Origin of the sequence: Kitasatospora sp. MBT66 (genome assembly GCF_000710405.2) — a bacterium.
GTDB classification, from domain to species: Bacteria; Actinomycetota; Actinomycetes; order Streptomycetales; family Streptomycetaceae; genus Kitasatospora; species Kitasatospora purpeofusca.
Genome location: NZ_JAIY01000010.1, coordinates 1,376,652 through 1,395,130 on the forward strand (window position 1 = coordinate 1,376,652; position 18,479 = coordinate 1,395,130).

The following is an 18,479-nucleotide window of genomic DNA, read 5'->3' on the forward strand; positions in this document are numbered from 1 at the left end:
CCCCGCTGTCGTGCCCGCGTTCAACACCGCTCCCCGGTGGGAAGACTGACCCGGCCTCGGGCGGTCGGCGGACCCGCGACGCCGGACCCACGGCACGGGACCTGCGGCACCGGCCCGGCCCGGCCCCCGGGACCAGGTCTCCCGTCTTGGCCTAAAGTCCTGGTTTCGCGCCGCCGATCCTGCCCCGAAGCCCTGCTCCCCTGCCGTTCCTCTGGCGGAAGTCCCGGTCCGGTCCGGAAACGGATACTCCCGGTATGAAGCCCTCCATGTCCGGTGACCAGACGATCGGCCGCACCCACGACACCGCCATCGCCGTGATCGGAGCCTCCTGCCGGGTCCCCTCGGCATCGGGTCCGGCCGCGTTCTGGCGACTCCTGACGGAGGGCACCGACGCCCTCTCCCCCTGGCCGGAGCAGCGCGGCCCCGGCGGCGCTTCCTGGACCGGCGGCTTCCTCGACGAGGTCGGCACCTTCGACGCCGCCTTCTTCGGCGTCGGGCCCGACGAGGCCGCCGCCATGGACCCGCAGCAGCGCCTCGCCCTGGAACTCGTCTGGGAGGCCATGGAGGACGCCGGGCTGCCCGACCACCGGCTGCGCGGCTCGCGCACCGGCGTGTTCGTCGGCGTCTCCTCGGACGACTACGCCGCCCTCGCCGCCCGCGGCGACCGGGCCGGCCACGGCGAACTGCACGACTTCACCGGCCGGCACCGGGCCGTCGTGGCCAACCGGGTCTCCTGGACCCTCGGCCTCCAGGGCCCCAGCCTCGCCGTCGACGCGGCCCAGGCCTCCTCCCTGGTCGCCGTCCACCTCGCCTGCGAGAGCATCCGCCGCGGCGAGTCCGACCTCGCCTTCGCCGGCGGCGTCAACCTGATCCTCTCCCCGGACGGCATGCGGGCCGCCGCCGGCCTCGGCGCCCTCTCCGCCAAGGGCCGCTGCGCCGTGTTCGACGAGAGCGCCGACGGCTTCGTCCGCGGCGAGGGCGGCGGCGTGGTCCTGCTCAAGCCGCTCGCGCAGGCCGTCGCGGACGGCGACCCCGTCTACTGCGTGATCCGGGGCAGCGCCGTCAACAACGACGGCGGCGGGGAGCGGCTCAGCGACCCCGACGTCGCGGGCCAGCAGCAGGTCCTGCGGCAGGCCTACGCCAACGCCGGGATCGGCACCGAGGCCGTCCAGTACGTCGAGCTCCACGGCACCGGAACCCCCGTGGGCGACCCGGTCGAGGCCGCCGCGGTGTCCGCCGTGATCGGCCGCGGCGCCGACGGCCGCCGGCCGCTGCGGGTCGGCTCGGTCAAGACCAACATCGGGCACCTGGAGGCCGCGGCCGGCATCGTCGGCCTGCTGAAGGCCGCGCTGGCGCTGCGCCACCGCCGGCTGCCCCCCAGCCTGCACTTCCGCACCGCCAACCCGGCGATCCCGCTCGACGAGCTCAACCTCCGGGTGCAGACCGAACTCGACGCCTGGCCGGACCCGGAGGTCCCGCTGGTCGCCGGTGTCAGCTCCTTCGGCATCGGCGGCACCAACTGCCACGTCGTGCTCACCGAGGGGCCCTACGCCGGCCACCCGACGGACGCCGCCGCCCCGGCGGGCGGTGCCGCGCAGGTCGGCACCGCCTCGACGGCCACCGCCACCACGCCTGCCGCCGCGCGGGGCCCGCTGCCGTGGGTGCTGTCCGCCCGCTCCGGCCGCGCGCTGGAGGCACAGGCCGGCAAGCTGCTCGCCCACCTGGACGCCACCCCCGGAGCGGCCGAGGCCGACGCCGCCGGGATCGCCCGCTCACTGGCCACCGGCCGCTCCGTCTTCGAGCACCGCGCCGTCGTCCTCGGCACGGACCGCTCCGACCTCACCGCCCGCCTGGAGCGCCTGCACGAGGAGGCCGTCAGCGGCCTCGCCGCCCCGGCCGGCCGGACGGCCTTCCTGTTCGCCGGCGGCGGCGCCCACCGGGTCGGCATGGGGCGCGAACTGTACGCCGCCTACCCGGTGTTCGCCGAGGCCCTGGACGAGGTGCTCGCCCACCTCGACCCCGCCCTCGGCCTGCGCGAGGTGCTGTTCGGCGAGCGCGCCGACGCCGCGGCCGCCCTGGACGGCATGCGCTGCATGCAGCCCGCCCTGTTCGCCTTCCAGGTCGCCCTCTACCGCCTGGTCACCTCCTGGGGCGTCGAACCGGACCTGCTGGTCGGCCACTCCTTCGGCGAGATCGTCGCCGCCCACGTCTCCGGCGCCCTCTCGCTGCCCGAGGCGGCCGCGCTCGCCGCCGCCCGCGGTGAACTGATGGAGGCCCTGCCCGCCGGCGGCGCCATGATCGCCGTCGAGGCGACCGAGGAGGAGGCGCTCGCCGCGCTCGACGGCGTCACCGACGTCTCCATCGGCGTCATCAACGGGCCGGCCTCGGTCGTCCTCTCCGGCGCCGAGGAGTCAGTGGCCCGGATCGCCGACGACTTCCGCGCCCGCGGCCGCCGCACCACCCGGCTCCGGGTCCGGAACGCCGCCCACTCGCCGCTCACCCTGCCCATGCTCGACGAGTTCGCCCGCCGGATCGACGGCCTGACCGTCTCCGAGCCGAGCATCCCGATCGTCTCCACCGTCACCGGCCGCACCGGCACCCCGATGACCGAGGAGTACTGGATCGGGCACGTCGGCGCGACGGTCCGCTTCCACGACGCGATCACCGCCTGCCGCGAACAGGGCGTCACCCGGTTCGTCGAACTCGGTCCCGACGCCACCCTGACCCCGCTGGTCCGGCCCGACGAGACCGAACTCGCCGTGGCGCTCCAGCACCGCGACCATCCCGAGCCGCAGACCCTGCTCACCGGCCTCGCCCAGGCCTGGGTCTCCGGTGCGGCCGTCGACTGGGCCGGGATCGTCGGCGCGGCACCGACCGTCGACCTGCCGACCTACGCCTTCCAGCGCGAGCGCTACTGGCTCGACGAGCGCCCCGCCGCGCCCACCGCCGAACAACACCTCAGCTCCGCGACCCTCGCCCTGCGCGACCGGATCCGCGCCGAGCCCGAGGGCTTCCTGCGCCGCTGGCTCACCGAGCACCTGGCCGGGAGCACCGGCGGGACCGGCTTCACCGCCGACGAGACCTTCCGCGACCTGGGCTTCGACTCCGTGCTCTCCGTGCAGCTGCGCAACCGGCTCGCCTCGGCGACCGGCCTGCGGCTGCCCGCCAGCGTGCTCTTCGACTACCCGACGCCGAACGCCCTCACCGCGTACCTGCACGAGCGGATCGTCGGCGTACTGGACGCCAACGAGGACCGGCCGGCCGCCGCCCCGGTCGCCGCCACCGACGAGGACCCGATCGTGGTCGTCGGCATGGCCTGCCACCTGCCCGGGGGGATCGACTCGCCGCAGCAGCTGTGGCAGGCGGTACTCGACGGCACCGACGCCATCTCCGAGTTCCCGACCGACCGCGGCTGGGACCTGGCCGGCCTCTACCACCCGGACCCGGCCAACCCCGGCACCAGCTACGCCCGGCACGGCGGATTCCTCTCCGGGGCGAGCGAGTTCGACGCCGACTTCTTCGGCATCAGCCCGCGCGAGGCCGCCGCGATGGACCCGCAGCAGCGGCTGCTGGTCGAGACCGCCTGGGAGGCCCTGGAGCGGGCCGGCGTCAACCCCGACGGGCTGCGCGGCAGCCGCACCGGCGTCTTCGTCGGTGCGATGGGCATGGAGTACGGCCCGCGGCTGAACGCGCCCGTCGACGGCACCGAGGGCTTCCGCCTCACCGGCACCACCACCAGTGTGGCGTCCGGGCGGATCTCCTACCTGCTGGGCCTGGAGGGCCCGGCGATGACGGTGGACACCGCCTGCTCCTCCTCGCTCGTCGCCCTGCACCTGGCCGCCCAGGCCCTGCGCAACGGCGAGTGCTCGCTGGCGCTGGCCGGCGGTGTCACGGTGCTCTCCACGCCGGGCATGTTCGTGGAGTTCTCCCGTCAGCGCGGCCTCGCCGCCGACGGCCGCTGCAAGGCCTTCTCCGACGACGCCGACGGCACCGGCTGGGGCGAGGGCGTCGGCCTGCTGGTCGTCGAACGCCTCTCCGACGCGCGACGCAACGGCCACCAGGTGCTGGCGGTGGTGCGCGGTTCGGCGGTCAACCAGGACGGCGGCAGCAACGGCCTCACCGCGCCCAACGGCCCCTCCCAGCAGCGGGTGATCCGGGGCGCGCTGGCGAACGCCCGGCTGGGCGCGGCCGACGTCGACGCCGTGGAGGCGCACGGCACCGGCACGACCCTGGGCGACCCGATCGAGGCGCAGGCCCTGCTGGCCACCTACGGTCAGGGCCGCGACGCCGAACAGCCTCTCTGGCTCGGGTCGTTGAAGTCCAACATCGGTCACACCCAGGCCGCCGCCGGCGTCGCGGGTGTGATCAAGATGATCGAGGCGATGCGCCACGGCGTGATGCCGCGCACCCTGCACGCCGACACCCCGTCGCACCACGTGGACTGGGAGTCCGGCGCGGTCAGCCTGCTCACCGAGCAGCGCGACTGGCCCGAGTCGGACCGCCCGCGCCGGTCCGCCGTGTCCTCCTTCGGCATCAGCGGCACCAACGCCCACGTCATCCTGGAGGCCGCCCCCGAGGAGCCGGCCGCCGGGGCGGAGGAGCCGGCGGCGGGGTCGCCCGAGGCGGCGGGTGACAGCGCCGCGGGTGAGGGTCCGCTGCCGTGGGTGCTGTCGGCCCGGAGCGAGGCCGCGCTGACCGAGCAGGCCGCGCGCCTGCTGGAGCGGGTCACCGACGGGACCGAACTGGCGCCGCGCGACGTCGCGTTCACCCTCACGAACGGTCGCGCCCTGCTGGACCACCGGGTCGTCGTGGTCGGGGGCGACCGGGGCGAACTGGTGGAGCGGCTGCGGGAGTTCACCACCTCCGGCACCTCCGCCGGGGTGATCGCCGGCCGGGTCGGACCGGGTGCGGCGAACGGTGCCGTGTTCGTGTTCCCGGGCCAGGGTTCGCAGTGGATCGGCATGGCACGTGAACTCCTGGAGTTCTCGCCGGTGTTCGCCGAGAAGATGACGGAGTGCGCGTTCGCGCTGGAGCCGTTCACGGACGGCTGGTCGCTGCTCGACGTGGTCCGCGACGACAACAAGGACGCCCTCGACCGGGTCGACGTCGTCCAGCCGGTGCTGTTCGCCGTCATGGTCTCGCTCGCCGAACTCTGGCGCTCGCTGGGTGTGAAGCCCGCCGCGGTGGTCGGCCACTCGCAGGGCGAGATCGCCGCCGCCCACGTCGCCGGCGCCCTGACGCTGGACGACGCCGCACGGATCGTCGCCCTGCGCAGCCGCGCCATCGTCCGCCTCTCCGGCCGCGGCGGCATGCTCTCCGTCCTCGCCCCGCAGGAGCGCATCCGCGAACACCTCACGGCGGGTCTGCAGATCGCCGTCGTCAACGGCCCCGAACAGGTCGTCGTCTCCGGCACCCCCGAGGAACTCGACGCCCTCGCCGCGCGCTGCGAGACCGACGGCATCCAGGCCCGACGCATCGCGGTGGACTACGCCTCCCACTCCCCCCAGGTCGAGGAACTCCGCGAAGAACTCCTCCACCTCCTCGCCCCCGTCACCCCCCGCACCGGCCACACCCCCCTGATCTCCACGGTCACGGGCGAGGCCATCGACACCGCCACCATGGACGCCGCCTACTGGTTCACCAACCTGCGCGAAACCGTCCGCTTCGACACCGCCCTCACCACCCTCCTCACCACCGGCCACCGCGTCTTCGTCGAGACCAGCCCGCACCCCGTCCTCACCGGACCCGTCACCCAGGCCGCCGAGAACACCGGCACCGACGGCGTCCGCGCCATCGGCACCCTGCGCCGAGGCGAAGGCGGACAGCACCGCCTCCTCCACAGCCTCGCCGAAGCCCACACCACCGGCCTCACCGTCGACTGGACCCCCTGGACCGGTGCAGGCCGCCTCACCGACCTCCCCACCTATGCCTTCCAACACCGCCGCCACTGGCTGCCCGCTGCCAAGCCGGTCCTGGACGCAACCGGGCTCGGGCTGAACCCGGCCGGGCACCCGCTGCTGGGCGCCGCCGTCCGGCTGGCCTCCCAGGACGGGCTGGTGCTGACCGGCCAGGTGTCACTGAGCACACACCCCTGGCTCGCCGACCACGGCGTGTTCGGGACGGTCATCCTGCCGGGCACCGCGTTCGTCGAACTCGCCCTGCACGCCGCCGACCAGGTCGGCCACCGCGTCCTCGACGAACTCACCCTCGAACGCCCCCTCGTCCTCACCGACACCGCCCAGAGCGTCATCCAGGTCACCGTCGCCTCTCCCGACACCGACGGCCGACGCACCGTCACCATCCACTCCCGCCCCCACACCACCGACACCGACACCGACCTCACCGGGTCCACCGAGGACTGGACCCGTCACGCCGTCGGCACCCTCACCGACAACTCCACCAACAACCCGACGCCCTACACCGGCACCTGGCCCCCCACCGGTGCCCAGCGCATCGACAGCGGTGACACCTACGAGCGCCTCGGCGCTCTGGGCTACAGCTACGGGCCGGCCTTCCAGGGCCTCACCGCGCTCTGGCAGCAGGGCCAGGACCTCTACGCCGAGGTCGTCCTGCCGACCGGCACCGACGGCTTCGCCCTGCACCCCGCCCTCCTCGACGCCACCCTCCACCCGCTCCCCGCCGGTGACCTGTGGGTGCCCTTCTCCTGGAACGGCGTGCAGCTCCACGCCACCGACGCCACCACCCTGCGCGTCCACCTCACCCGTCGCAGCGAGAACGCCGCCCACCTCACCGCCTACGACACCACCGGCCACCCCGTCGTCACCGTCGACGACCTCCGCCTCCAGCGGATGTCCGCCGACCAGCTCGCCACCACCACCGACGAACCGCTCTACCGGATCGGCTGGTCGCAACTGCCCACCCCGCAGAACCCGGCCGCGCCCGACGGCGTCACCGTCGCCCGCGTCGCCCCGGGCGGCGAGCTGCGCGATCGGCTCGCCGAAGTCCTGGAGCTCACGCAGCAGTTCCTCGGCGACCGCGCGAACGACGACACCCGGCTCGCCGTCGTCACCCAGGGCTCGATCGCCGACCGGCCCGACCCGGTCACCGCGGCCGTCTGGGGTCTGCTCCGCTCCGCCCAGACCGAACACCCCGACCGCATCCTGCTGATCGACGTCGACACCTGGTCCGAGTCGGCACTCGCCACCGCCGTCGCCACCGGTGAACCGCAGGTCGCGGTGCGCGGTGCCGAGGTCCTGGCGCCGCGGCTGACCGTCGTCGCCCCGAACGCGGAGGACACCACCGCACCAGCGGCCTTGGATCCGAACGGCACGGTGCTGATCACCGGCGCGAGCGGCACCCTGGGCCGGCTGGTCGCCCGCCACCTGGTCACCGAGCACGGCGTCCGCCACCTGCTGCTGCTCAGCCGCAGCGGCACCGCCGCACCCCAGGACCTCCTGGACACCGGGGCGCACATCACCGTACGGGCCTGCGACGTCGCCGACCGCGACCAACTCGCCGCCGCCCTGGCCGACATCCCCACCGAGCACCCGCTCACCGCCGTCGTCCACACCGCCGGCGTCCTCGACGACGGCGTCCTCGAAGCCCTCACCCCCGAACGCCTCGACACCGTCCTGCGACCCAAGGCCGACGCCGTCCACGCCCTGCACGACCTCACCACCGGCACCGACCTCGCCGCCTTCGTCCTCTTCTCCTCCGCCGCCGGCGTCCTCGGCTCCGCAGGACAGGCCAACTACGCCGCCGCCAACGCCTACCTCGACGCCCTGGCACAGGACCGGCACGCGGCCGGACTCCCCGCCACCTCCCTCGCCTGGGGCCTGTGGGCGGAGGGCAGTTCCATGACCGGGCACCTGGACAGTGCCGACCTGGGCCGTCTCACCCGCACCGGCCTCGCCCCCCTCACCACCACCCAGGGCCTCAACCTCCTCGACCAGGCCCTCACCACCACCCACCCCACCCTCGTCCCCGCCCGACTCGACCTCCCCACCCTCCGCAACCGCGCCACCGACAACACCCTCCCCACCCTCTACCGCAACCTCGTCCGCACCCCCACCCGACCCACCGCCACCACCACCAACACCAACACCAACCAAACCGGCACCTGGACCACCGACATGGCCGCCCTCACCCCCGAGGAACGCCGCACCACCCTCATCACCCTCCTCCACCACCACATCAACACCGTCCTCGGCCACACCACCACCGACACCCCCGACACCGAACGCCCCTTCCGCGACATGGGATTCGACTCCCTCACCGGACTCGAACTCCGCACCCGCCTCCAGAACACCACCGGCCTCCGCCTCCCCTCCACCCTCGTCTTCGACTACCCCACCCTCACCACCCTCGCCCACCACCTCGACCAACACATCCAAGGCACCACCACCACCCACACCCCCACCACCCACACCCCCACCACCGACCACGACCCCATCGTCATCGTCGGCATGGCCTGCCGTTACCCCGGCGACATCACCTCCCCCCAGGGCCTCTGGCGGGCCGCCCTGGACGGCGCGGACGTCATCTCGGACTTCCCCACCGACCGCGGCTGGGACCTCGCCAACCTCTACGACCCCGACCCGGACGCCGTCGGCCGCACGTACACGCGCAAGGGCGGATTCCTCCAGGACGCCGCCGTGTTCGAGCCGGAGTTCTTCGGCATCAGCCCGCGCGAGGCCACCGCGATGGACCCGCAGCAGCGCCTGCTGCTGGAAACCTCCTGGGAAGCCCTGGAGCGCGCCGGCATCGACCCCGCCACCCTGCGCGGCAGCCGCACCGGTGTCTTCGCCGGCCTGATGGCGATGGAGTACGGGCCGCCGCTGCACGAGCCGATCGAGGGCATGGACGGCTTCCGGATGCTCGGCAGCTCGTCGAGCGTGGCGTCCGGGCGGATCTCCTACCTGCTGGGCCTGGAGGGCCCGGCGATGACGGTGGACACCGCCTGCTCCTCCTCGCTCGTCGCCCTGCACCTGGCCGCCCAGGCGCTGCGCAACGGCGAATGCACGCTCGCCGTCGCGGGCGGCGTGACGGTGATGTCCACGCCCACCACCTTCGTGGAGTTCTCCCGCCAGCGCGCCATGTCCCCCGACGGCCGCTGCAAGGCCTTCTCCGACGACGCCGACGGCGCCGGCTGGTCCGAAGGCGTCGGCATGCTCGTCGTCGAACGCCTCTCCGACGCCCGCCGCAACGGCCACCAGGTGCTGGCCGTCGTCCGGGGCTCCGCCGTCAACCAGGACGGCGGCAGCAACGGCCTCACCGCGCCCAACGGGCCCGCCCAGCAGCGGGTGATCCAGGACGCGCTGGCCAGTGCGCGGCTGACCGGCGCGGACGTGGACGTCGTGGAGGCGCACGGCACCGGTACCGCGCTCGGCGACCCGATCGAGGCGCAGGCCCTGCTGGCCACCTACGGCCAGGGCCGCGACGCCGAACACCCGCTCTGGCTCGGCTCGTTGAAGTCCAACCTCGGCCACACCCAGGCCGCCGCCGGCGTCGCGGGCATCATCAAGATGGTCCAGGCGATGCGCCACGGCGTGATGCCCCGCACCCTGCACGCCGACACCCCCTCCCACCACGTGGACTGGGAGTCCGGCGCCGTCAGCCTGCTCACCGAGCAGCGCGACTGGCCCGAACTCGACCGCCCGCGCCGCTCCGCCGTCTCCTCCTTCGGCATCAGCGGCACCAACGCCCACGTCATCCTGGAAGCCGCCCCCGAGGAGCCGGCGGGCACGCCGGCCCAGGAGGGGCCCGAGGCCGCCCCGGCGGTCGCCTGGGCACTGTCGGCGAAGTCCCCGGACGCGCTGCGCCGGCAGGCCGGCCGCCTGCTGGAGCGGCTCACCGACGGGACCGACGGCTCCGGCCCCGACCCGCGCGACGTCGCGCACACCCTGGCCGTGGGCCGGGCGGTGCTGGACCACCGCGCCGTGCTCCTGGGCACCGGGCGCGAGGAACTGACCGGCGCGCTGGCCGCCCTCGCCCGCGGCGAGGAGAGCCCCGCCGTCGTCTCCGGCCGCACGGGTGCCGCCGGCGCCGGCGGCCTGGCGATGGTGTTCTCCGGCCAGGGCTCGCAGCGGGCCGGGATGGGCCGCGAGCTGTACGAGCGGTACCCGGTGTTCGCCGAGGCGTTCGACGCCGTCTGCCGGGCGGTGGACGAGCAGCTCCACGGCCACGCCGAACACCCGCTGCGCGACGTGGTGTTCGCCGAGGCCGGCACCCCGGTGGCGGCGCTGCTGAACCAGAGCATGTACACCCAGACCGGCCTGTTCGCCCTGGAGGTGGCGCTGCTCGCGCTGCTGGAGGAGCGCGGGGTGACGCCCGACTACGTCATGGGCCACTCGCTGGGCGAGATCACCGCGGCGTACGCGGCGGGCGTGCTCACGCTGCCCGACGCCTGCGCCCTGGTGGCCGCCCGCGGCCGGCTGATGCAGGCCCTGCCGACGGGCGGGGCGATGGTCGCGATCGAGGCCTCGGAGCAGGAGGCCGAGGCGCACATCGCCGGGGCCGGTCTGGCCGACGCGGTCGGGATCGCCGCCGTCAACGGGCCGCTGGCCGTGGTGGTCTCGGGCGACGAGGAGGCGGCCGTCGCGGTCGCCGAGCACTTCCGGGCCGCCGGGCACCGGGTACGGCGGCTGTCGGTGTCGCACGCCTTCCACTCGCACCGGATGGACGCGATGCTCGACGGGTTCGCCGAGGTGCTGGCGGGCCTGACCTTCCGGGCGCCGCTGATCCCGGTGGTGTCGAACGTCACCGGCGGCCTGATCGACGCCGAGCGGTTCGGCACGCCGCAGTACTGGGTGGACCACGTCCGCGGGGCGGTGCGCTTCGCCGACGGGGTGCGCTGCCTGGCCGGACACGGCATCACCGCCTTCCTGGAGGTCGGGCCCGAGGCCGTGGTGACGCCGATGGTGCACGCCACCCTCGACGAGGAGCTCGGCCGGGACGGCTTCGTCGCGGTGGCCGCGCTCACCGCCGGCCGGCCGGAGCCGCTCGCGCTCACCCAGGCGCTGGCCCGGCAGTTCGTGGCGGGCGTGCCGGTGCCGTGGGAGCGGACCGTGCCCGGCGGCCGTCTGGTCGAGCTGCCCGGACACGTCTTCGCGGGGCAGCGCTACTGGCAGGACGCGGTCGGCTCGACGGCCGGCCTCCAGGCCGCCGGCCTGCACGCCACCCGGCACCCGCTGCTCGGCGCCGCCGTCCACCTGCCGGACGGCCAGGCCGTGCTCACCGGCCGGGTGCTGCCCGGCTCGCACCCCTGGCTCGCCGACCACGCGGTCGACGGGACGGTGCTGCTGCCCGGCACGGCCTTCCTCGACCTCGCGCTGCACGCCGCCGACGCGGTGGGCTGCCGGCTGGTGGAGGAACTGACCCTGGAGGCGCCGCTGGTCCTGCCGACGGAGGCCGCCGTGTACCTCCAGGTCGCGGTCGGCGCCGCGGACGAGGCGGGCCGCCGGTCCGTCACCGTGCACTCCTCGGCCTCGCCGGCCTCGGCCACCGAGCCCTCGGTCCGGCACGCGACCGGTGTGCTGTCCTCCGCGCCCGCGCAGCCCGCCGGGGCCTGGCCCTGGCCGCCGGCCGACGCCCGGCCGGTCCCGGTCGAGGGGCTGTACGAGGAGCTCGCGGGGCGCGGCTACGGCTACGGCCCGGTGTTCCAGGGCCTGCGGGCCGCCTGGACGACCTCCGACGCCCTCTACGCGGAGGTCGAACTCCCCTCCCGGCCGGACGGGTTCGGGATCCACCCGGCCCTGCTCGACGCGGCCCTGCACGCCGTGACGCTCGGCGTCCCGTCGCTCGGCGGGACGGAGAGCACCGCGGGCGCCGCCGGCGCCGGGCGGCCGCTGCTGCCGTTCTCCTGGGCCGGGGTCTCGCTGGAGGCCTCCGGGGCGACGGCGGTCCGGGTGCGGCTCGCCGCCGCCGGTGACGACACCGTCGCGCTCACCGCCGTCGACACCACCGGCCGGCCGGTGATCACCGTGGACGCCCTGACGCTGCGCCGGATGTCCGCGACCGCCCCGGACCGGGACGGCGGGCTGCACCTGCGCTGGCGGGCCGTCCCGGCCGGGCGGCCGGGCTCCGCGCCGGCCGACGTCACCGTCGCCATGGTCGCCCCCGGCGGCGACCTGCGGGCCAGGCTGACCGAGGTCCTGGTGCAGACGCAGAAGTTCCTGACCGTGTCCGGGTCGGTCGACGGCCGGCTCGCCGTGGTCACCCAGGGGACGATGGCGGAGCGGCCCGACCCGGTCACCGCCGCCGTCTGGGGCCTGCTGCGCTCGGCCCAGGCCGAGAACCCCGACCGGATCCTGCTGATCGACGTCGACACCTGGTCGGAGGAGGCGTTCGCGCTGGCCGTCGACTCGGGCGAGCCCCAGGTGGCCGTCCGCGGTCGGCAGGTACTGGTGCCCCGGCTGAGCCGTTCCGCCCCGCCGGCCCCGGACCCGGACGTACCCGGGGACCGGACCGTCCCGGCGGCGCCGCGGGCGCTCGACCCCGAGGGCACGGTGCTGATCACCGGCGCGAGCGGCACCCTCGGTCGGCTGGTCGCCCGCCACCTGGTCACGGAGCACGGCGTCCGCCACCTGCTGCTGCTCAGCCGCAGCGGCACCGCCGCACCCCAGGACCTCCTGGACACCGGGGCGCACATCACCGTACGGGCCTGCGACGTCGCCGACCGGGAACAGCTGGCGGCGGTGCTGCGGGAGATCCCGGAGGAGTTCCCGCTGACCGCCGTCGTCCACACCGCCGGCGTCCTCGACGACGGCGTCCTCGAAGCCCTCACCCCCGAACGCCTCGACACCGTCCTGCGCCCGAAGGCCGACGCCGTCCACGCCCTGCACGACCTCACCACCGGCACCGACCTCGCCGCCTTCGTCCTCTTCTCCTCCGCCGCCGGCGTCCTCGGCTCCGCAGGACAGGCCAACTACGCCGCCGCCAACGCCTACCTCGACGCCCTGGCACAACAGCGGCACGCCGCCGGACTCCCCGCCACCTCCCTCGCCTGGGGCCTCTGGGCGGAGGCGAGCGGGATGACGGAGGGCCTGGCGGCGGCCGACCTGGGCCGGATCGCCCGGACGGGTCTGCGGCCGACCTCGACCGAGGAGGGGCTGGCGGCGTTCGACCGGGCCCTGCTCGGCACCCGGCCGGTGGTCGTCCCGGTCGCCGTCGACCCGGCGGCGCTGGACGCGGACAGCGCGCCACCGCTGCTGCGGGACCTGGTACCGGCGCCCCGTCGCCGGGCGGCCGCGGCGGGAGCCGCCGCCGTCGCCGAGGAGACCCTCGCGGACCGGCTGCGCGGGCTCTCGCCCGAGCAGCGGCACGAGCTGGTGCTCGGTCTGGTCCTGGCGGACGTGGCACATGTCCTCGGTTACGGGGACGCCCACGGTGTCTCCCCCGAGGGTGCCTTCCGCGATCTCGGCTTCGACTCGCTGACCGCCGTCGAACTGCGCAACCGGATCAACGACCGGACCGGCCTGAAGCTGGGCGTGACGGCGGTGTTCGACCACCCCAGCCCGCGCGAACTGGCGGACCATCTGCTCGACCGCCTCGCCCCGCCGCCCGCCGAAGCCGCGGACGCCGGGGAGCCGGACTACGAACGGGTGCTGGCCGACCTGGCCAGGATCCGCACGCACCTCGCCGCGCTGGACCTCACCGGCGCCCAGCGCACCACCCTGACCGAGACCCTGCGCGACCTGTCGGAGCCGTGGAGCGGCGGCCCGTCCGGGACCGCGGTCGAGGATCCGGCCGGCCTCGCCTCGGCCAGCGCCGCCGAAGTCCTCGACTTCGTGACCAACAGCCTCGGCATCTCCGTGTCCGGCGACGAAGCCCCCACCGACCTGATCTGAGAGTGAGCCCATGCCCACCGAAGAAGAACTGCTGAAGTACCTCAAGGCGGTCTCCGAGGAGCTGCACGCCACTCGGGGCCGGTTGCAGGCGGCCGAGAGCCGGCGGCACGAGCCGGTGGCGATCGTCGGCATGAGCTGCCGGCTGCCCGGCGGCGTGTCCTCCCCCGACCACCTCTGGGACATCGTGGTCAAGGGCGAGGACGTGATCGGCGAGTTCCCGGCCGACCGCGGCTGGGACGTCGACGCCCTGTACGACCCGGAGCCGGGGAAGAGCGGGCGGACCTACACCCGCTCCGGTGGATTCCTGCACGACGCCGCCGACTTCGACCCGGCGTTCTTCGGAATCACCCCGCGCGAGGCGCACGGCATCGATCCGCAGCAGCGGCTGATGCTGGAGGCGTCCTGGCAGGCGCTGGAGAGCGCCGGGATCAACCCGCAGACCCTGAAGGGCACCCGGACCGGTGTCTTCGCCGGGTCGTTCCACCACGACTACGACCCCGGCGGCGGCAGCGTCGGCAGCCTGGTGTCCGGGCGGGTCTCCTACCACCTGGGGCTCCAGGGTCCGGCCGTCACGGTGGACACGGCGTGCTCCTCCTCGCTGGTCGCCCTGCACCAGGCGGTGCAGTCGCTGCGCGAGGGCGAGTGCACGCTGGCGCTGGCGGGCGGGGTGACGGTGCTGTCGACCGCCGGCGTCTTCGTCGAGTTCTCCCGTCAGCGCGGGCTCGCCGCCGACGGCCGCTGCAAGTCCTACGCGACGGCCGCGGACGGCACCGGCTGGGGCGAGGGCGTCGGCGTGCTGGTGCTGGAGCGCCTCGCCGACGCCGAGCGGCTGGGGCACCGGGTGCTGGCGGTGGTGCGCGGTTCGGCGGTCAACCAGGACGGCGCGAGCAACGGCCAGACCGCGCCCAACGGCCCCGCCCAGCAGCGGGTGATCCAGGACGCGCTGGCCGGTGCTCGGCTGACGCCGGCCGAGGTGGACCTCGTCGAGGGCCACGGCACCGGCACCACGCTGGGCGACCCGATCGAGGCGCAGGCCCTGCTGGCCACCTACGGCCAGGGCCGCGACGCCGAACACCCGCTATGGCTCGGCTCGTTGAAGTCCAACCTGGGCCACACCCAGGCCGCCGCCGGCGTCGCGGGCGTCATCAAGATGGTCCAGGCGATGCGCCACGGCGTGATGCCCCGCACCCTGCACGTGGACGAGCCGACCCGGTTCGTCGACTGGACCGCCGGGGAGGTCAGACTCCTGGAGGAGAACCGGCCGTGGCCCGAGCTGGACCGGCCGCGCCGCTCCGCCGTGTCCTCGTTCGGCTACAGCGGCACCAACGCGCACGTCATCCTGGAGGCCGCCCCCGAGCCGGCCGCCGCACCCGGCGGGACCGCGGCGGGTTCGGCGGACCCGGGCGGCGGTGCGCTGCCGTGGGTGCTGTCGGCCCGGAGCGAGGCCGCGCTGACCGAGCAGGCCGCGCATCTGCTGGAGCGGATCACCGACGGGACGGGACCCGACGCGCGCGACGTCGCGTTCACCCTGACCGGCGGCCGCGCCCTCTTCGACCACCGGGCCGTCGTGGTCGGCCGCACCGCCGCCGAACTCGCCGAGCGACTTCAGGAGTTCGTCTCCACCGGCGACTCCAAGGGTGTCGTCACCGGCCGGACCGCCCCGACCGGAACGGTGTTCGTGTTCCCGGGCCAGGGTTCGCAGTGGATCGGCATGGCACGTGAACTCCTGGAGTTCTCACCGGTGTTCGCCGAGAAGATGACCGAGTGCGCCGCCGCGCTGGAGCCGTTCACCGACAGCTGGTCGCTGCTCGACGTGGTCCGCGACGACAACAAGGACGCCCTCGACCGGGTCGACGTCGTCCAGCCCGTGCTGTTCGCCGTCATGGTCTCGCTGGCCGAACTCTGGCGCTCCCTGGGCGTCAAGCCCGCCGCCGTCGTCGGCCACTCCCAGGGCGAGATCGCCGCCGCCCACGTCGCCGGCGCCCTCACCCTGGACGACGCCGCACGGATCGTCGCCCTGCGCAGCCGCGCCATCGTCCGCCTCTCCGGCCGCGGCGGCATGCTCTCCGTCCTCGCCCCCCAGGAGCGCATCCGCGAACACCTCACGGCGGGTCTGCAGATCGCCGTCGTCAACGGCCCCGAACAGGTCGTCGTCTCCGGCACCCCCCAGGAACTCGACACCCTCGCCGCACGCTGCGAGACCGACGGCATCCAGGCCCGACGGATCGCGGTGGACTACGCCTCCCACTCCCCCCAGGTCGAGGAACTGCGCGAGGAACTCCTCCACCTCCTCGCCCCCGTCACCCCCCGCACCGGCCACACCCCCCTCATCTCCACCGTCACCGGCGAAGCCATCGACACCGCCACCATGGACGCCGCCTACTGGTTCACCAACCTGCGCGAAACCGTCCGCTTCGACACCGCCCTCACCACCCTCCTCACCACCGGCCACCGCGTCTTCGTCGAGACCAGCCCCCACCCGGTGCTGCTCGGTGCGGTGGCCCAGAACGCCGGCCACCACCGGATCGCCGGAGTGACGGCCGTCGGCACGCTGCGCCGCCAGGAGCACGAGCCCGCGCAACTGCTACGGAGCGCGGCGGAGGTGTTCGCCGTCGGCGTGGACGTCGACTGGACGCCCTGGACCGGTGCGGGCCGACTGACCGACCTCCCCACCTACGCCTTCCAGCACCGGCGGTTCTGGCAGCCCGCCGCCGCCACGGCCACCGATGTCGGCACGGCCGGGCTGGGCCCCGTGCGGCACCCGCTGCTCGGCGCCGCGCTGCCGCTGGCCGGTGGCGACGACCTCGTCCTGACCGGGCGGATCTCCCGGACCGGCCACCCCTGGCTGGCGGACCACGGTGTCTTCGGGGCCGTCGTCCTGCCCGGCACCGCGTTCGTCGAACTCGTGCTCAGGGCGGGCGAGGAGATCGGCCTGCGGACCGTGCGCGAGCTGACCCTGCACGCGCCGCTGCCGCTCCCCGAGCACGGCGAGGTGGACCTCCAGGTGCAGGTGGGCGCGGCGGACGGGCGCGGTGTGCGGCCGGTCGACGTCTACGCCCGACCGCGCCGCTCCGACGGTGCGCCGGAGTGGACCCACCACGCGAGCGCCCTCCTGACCGGCGAAGAGGCCGACCGGGCCGCCGAGACCTCGGAGACCCCGAGGACCGGGGCCGCGTGGCCGCCCGCCGGGGCCCAGCGGCTGGACGTGGACGCCCACCACGACGCGATGGCCGCCCTCGGACTGGAGTACGGCCCGGCCTTCCAGGGCCTGTCCGACGTCTGGCGGTCCGGGGACGCGATCCTCGCGCAGGTCACCCTGCCGGGCCGGCAGGCGGAGGAGGCCGCCGCGTTCGGCGTGCACCCCGCCCTGCTGGACGCGGCCCTTCAGGCGGCGGCGGTGGACACGGCGGACGGCCCGGCGCCGCTGCCGTTCTCCTTCGGGTCGGTCGCCCTGTACGGCCGGGGGGCGAGCGAGGCGCGGGTGCGGATCACGCCCGCCGGTCCGGACACCTTCACCGTGGAGCTGGCCGACCGCTCCGGGGCGCCGCTCGTGCGGATCGACTCGCTGCTGGTCCGTCGGGTGACGGCGGGTGAGCTCGCCACCGGGGAGGGCGGCAGCACGGCGCTGCTGTCCGTCGCCTGGTCCCCGCTGGACACCGCGCCCGACACCCACGGCACCGCCACCGATGCCGATGCCGATGCCGGTGAGGAGCCGACGCTGCTGGTGGTCGGCGACGGCCCGGCGGAGGCGGACGGGCCCGCCCGGGCCCGGGCGGTGCTGGACCGGACCCTGGAGCAGCTGCGCGAGTGGCTGGCCCAGGACAGGCCGGCCGGGGCGCGCCTGGTCGTGGTGACCCGCCGCGCGGTGCCCACCGGCGCCGAGGCGGACGACGCCGCCGTCCACCTGGACCACGCTCCGGTGTGGGGTCTGGCCCGGGCGGCCCGGGCGGAGAACCCGGGCCGGATCGTCCTGGTCGACGTCGACGCGGACGCCGCGGAACCGGTCGACGAGGCGGCGGTGCACGCGGCCGTGCGGTCGGGCCGCCCCGAACTCGCCCTGCGGGGCGGGCGGGTGTACGCGCCGGAGCTCCGCCGCGGCAGGGCCGAGCCGGCCGGCGACCCGGCGGCGGCGCTGGGCACCGGCACCGTGCTGATCACCGGCGGGACGAGCGGTCTGGGCGCGCAGGTGGCCCGGCACGCCGCCGCGCTGGGCGCCCGCCACCTGCTGCTGCTCTCCCGGCGCGGCCCCGGCGCCGAGGGTGCCGAGGAGCTGCGGGCGGAACTCACGGCCGCCGGGGCGCGGGTCACCGTGCGGGCCTGCGACGTGGCCGACCGGGAGCAGCTGGCGGCGGCGCTGCGGGAGATCCCGGAGGAGTTCCCGCTGACCGCCGTCGTGCACTCCTCCGGTGTGCTGCGCGACGGGCTGCTCGGTTCGATCGGCGCGGACGACCTGGACGCGGTGCTGCGGCCGAAGGTCGACGCGGTCTGGCACCTGCACGAGCTGACCGCCGGGGCGCGGCTGTCCGCGTTCGTGGCCTTCTCCTCGGTCGCGGGTGTGCTGGGCGGCGCCGGGCAGGGCGGCTACGCGGCCGCGAACGCCTTCCTCGACGCCCTGATGCAGCAGCGCCGCCGCACCGGCCGGCCCGGTCTGTCGGTGGCCTGGGGCCTGTG

General features: G+C 75.1%; 1 protein-coding gene and 1 pseudogene. Both read left to right on the top strand.

Going from position 1 to position 18,479, the window contains the following annotated elements:
- The first annotated feature begins 266 nt into the window (after window positions 1-266).
- Window positions 267-13,808, top strand: a complete 13,542-nt coding sequence (locus BI06_RS54810) for a type I polyketide synthase (protein ID WP_158516477.1) — start codon at window positions 267-269, stop codon at window positions 13,806-13,808.
- A gap of 13 nt (window positions 13,809-13,821) precedes the next feature.
- Window positions 13,822-18,479, top strand: a pseudogene (locus BI06_RS51360) (SDR family NAD(P)-dependent oxidoreductase); the annotation flags it as partial.

Coding starts and splice junctions, on each gene's coding strand:
- BI06_RS54810 (WP_158516477.1), top strand. CDS start 267: ATGTCCGGTGACCAGACGATCGGCCGCACCCACGACACCGCCATCGCC.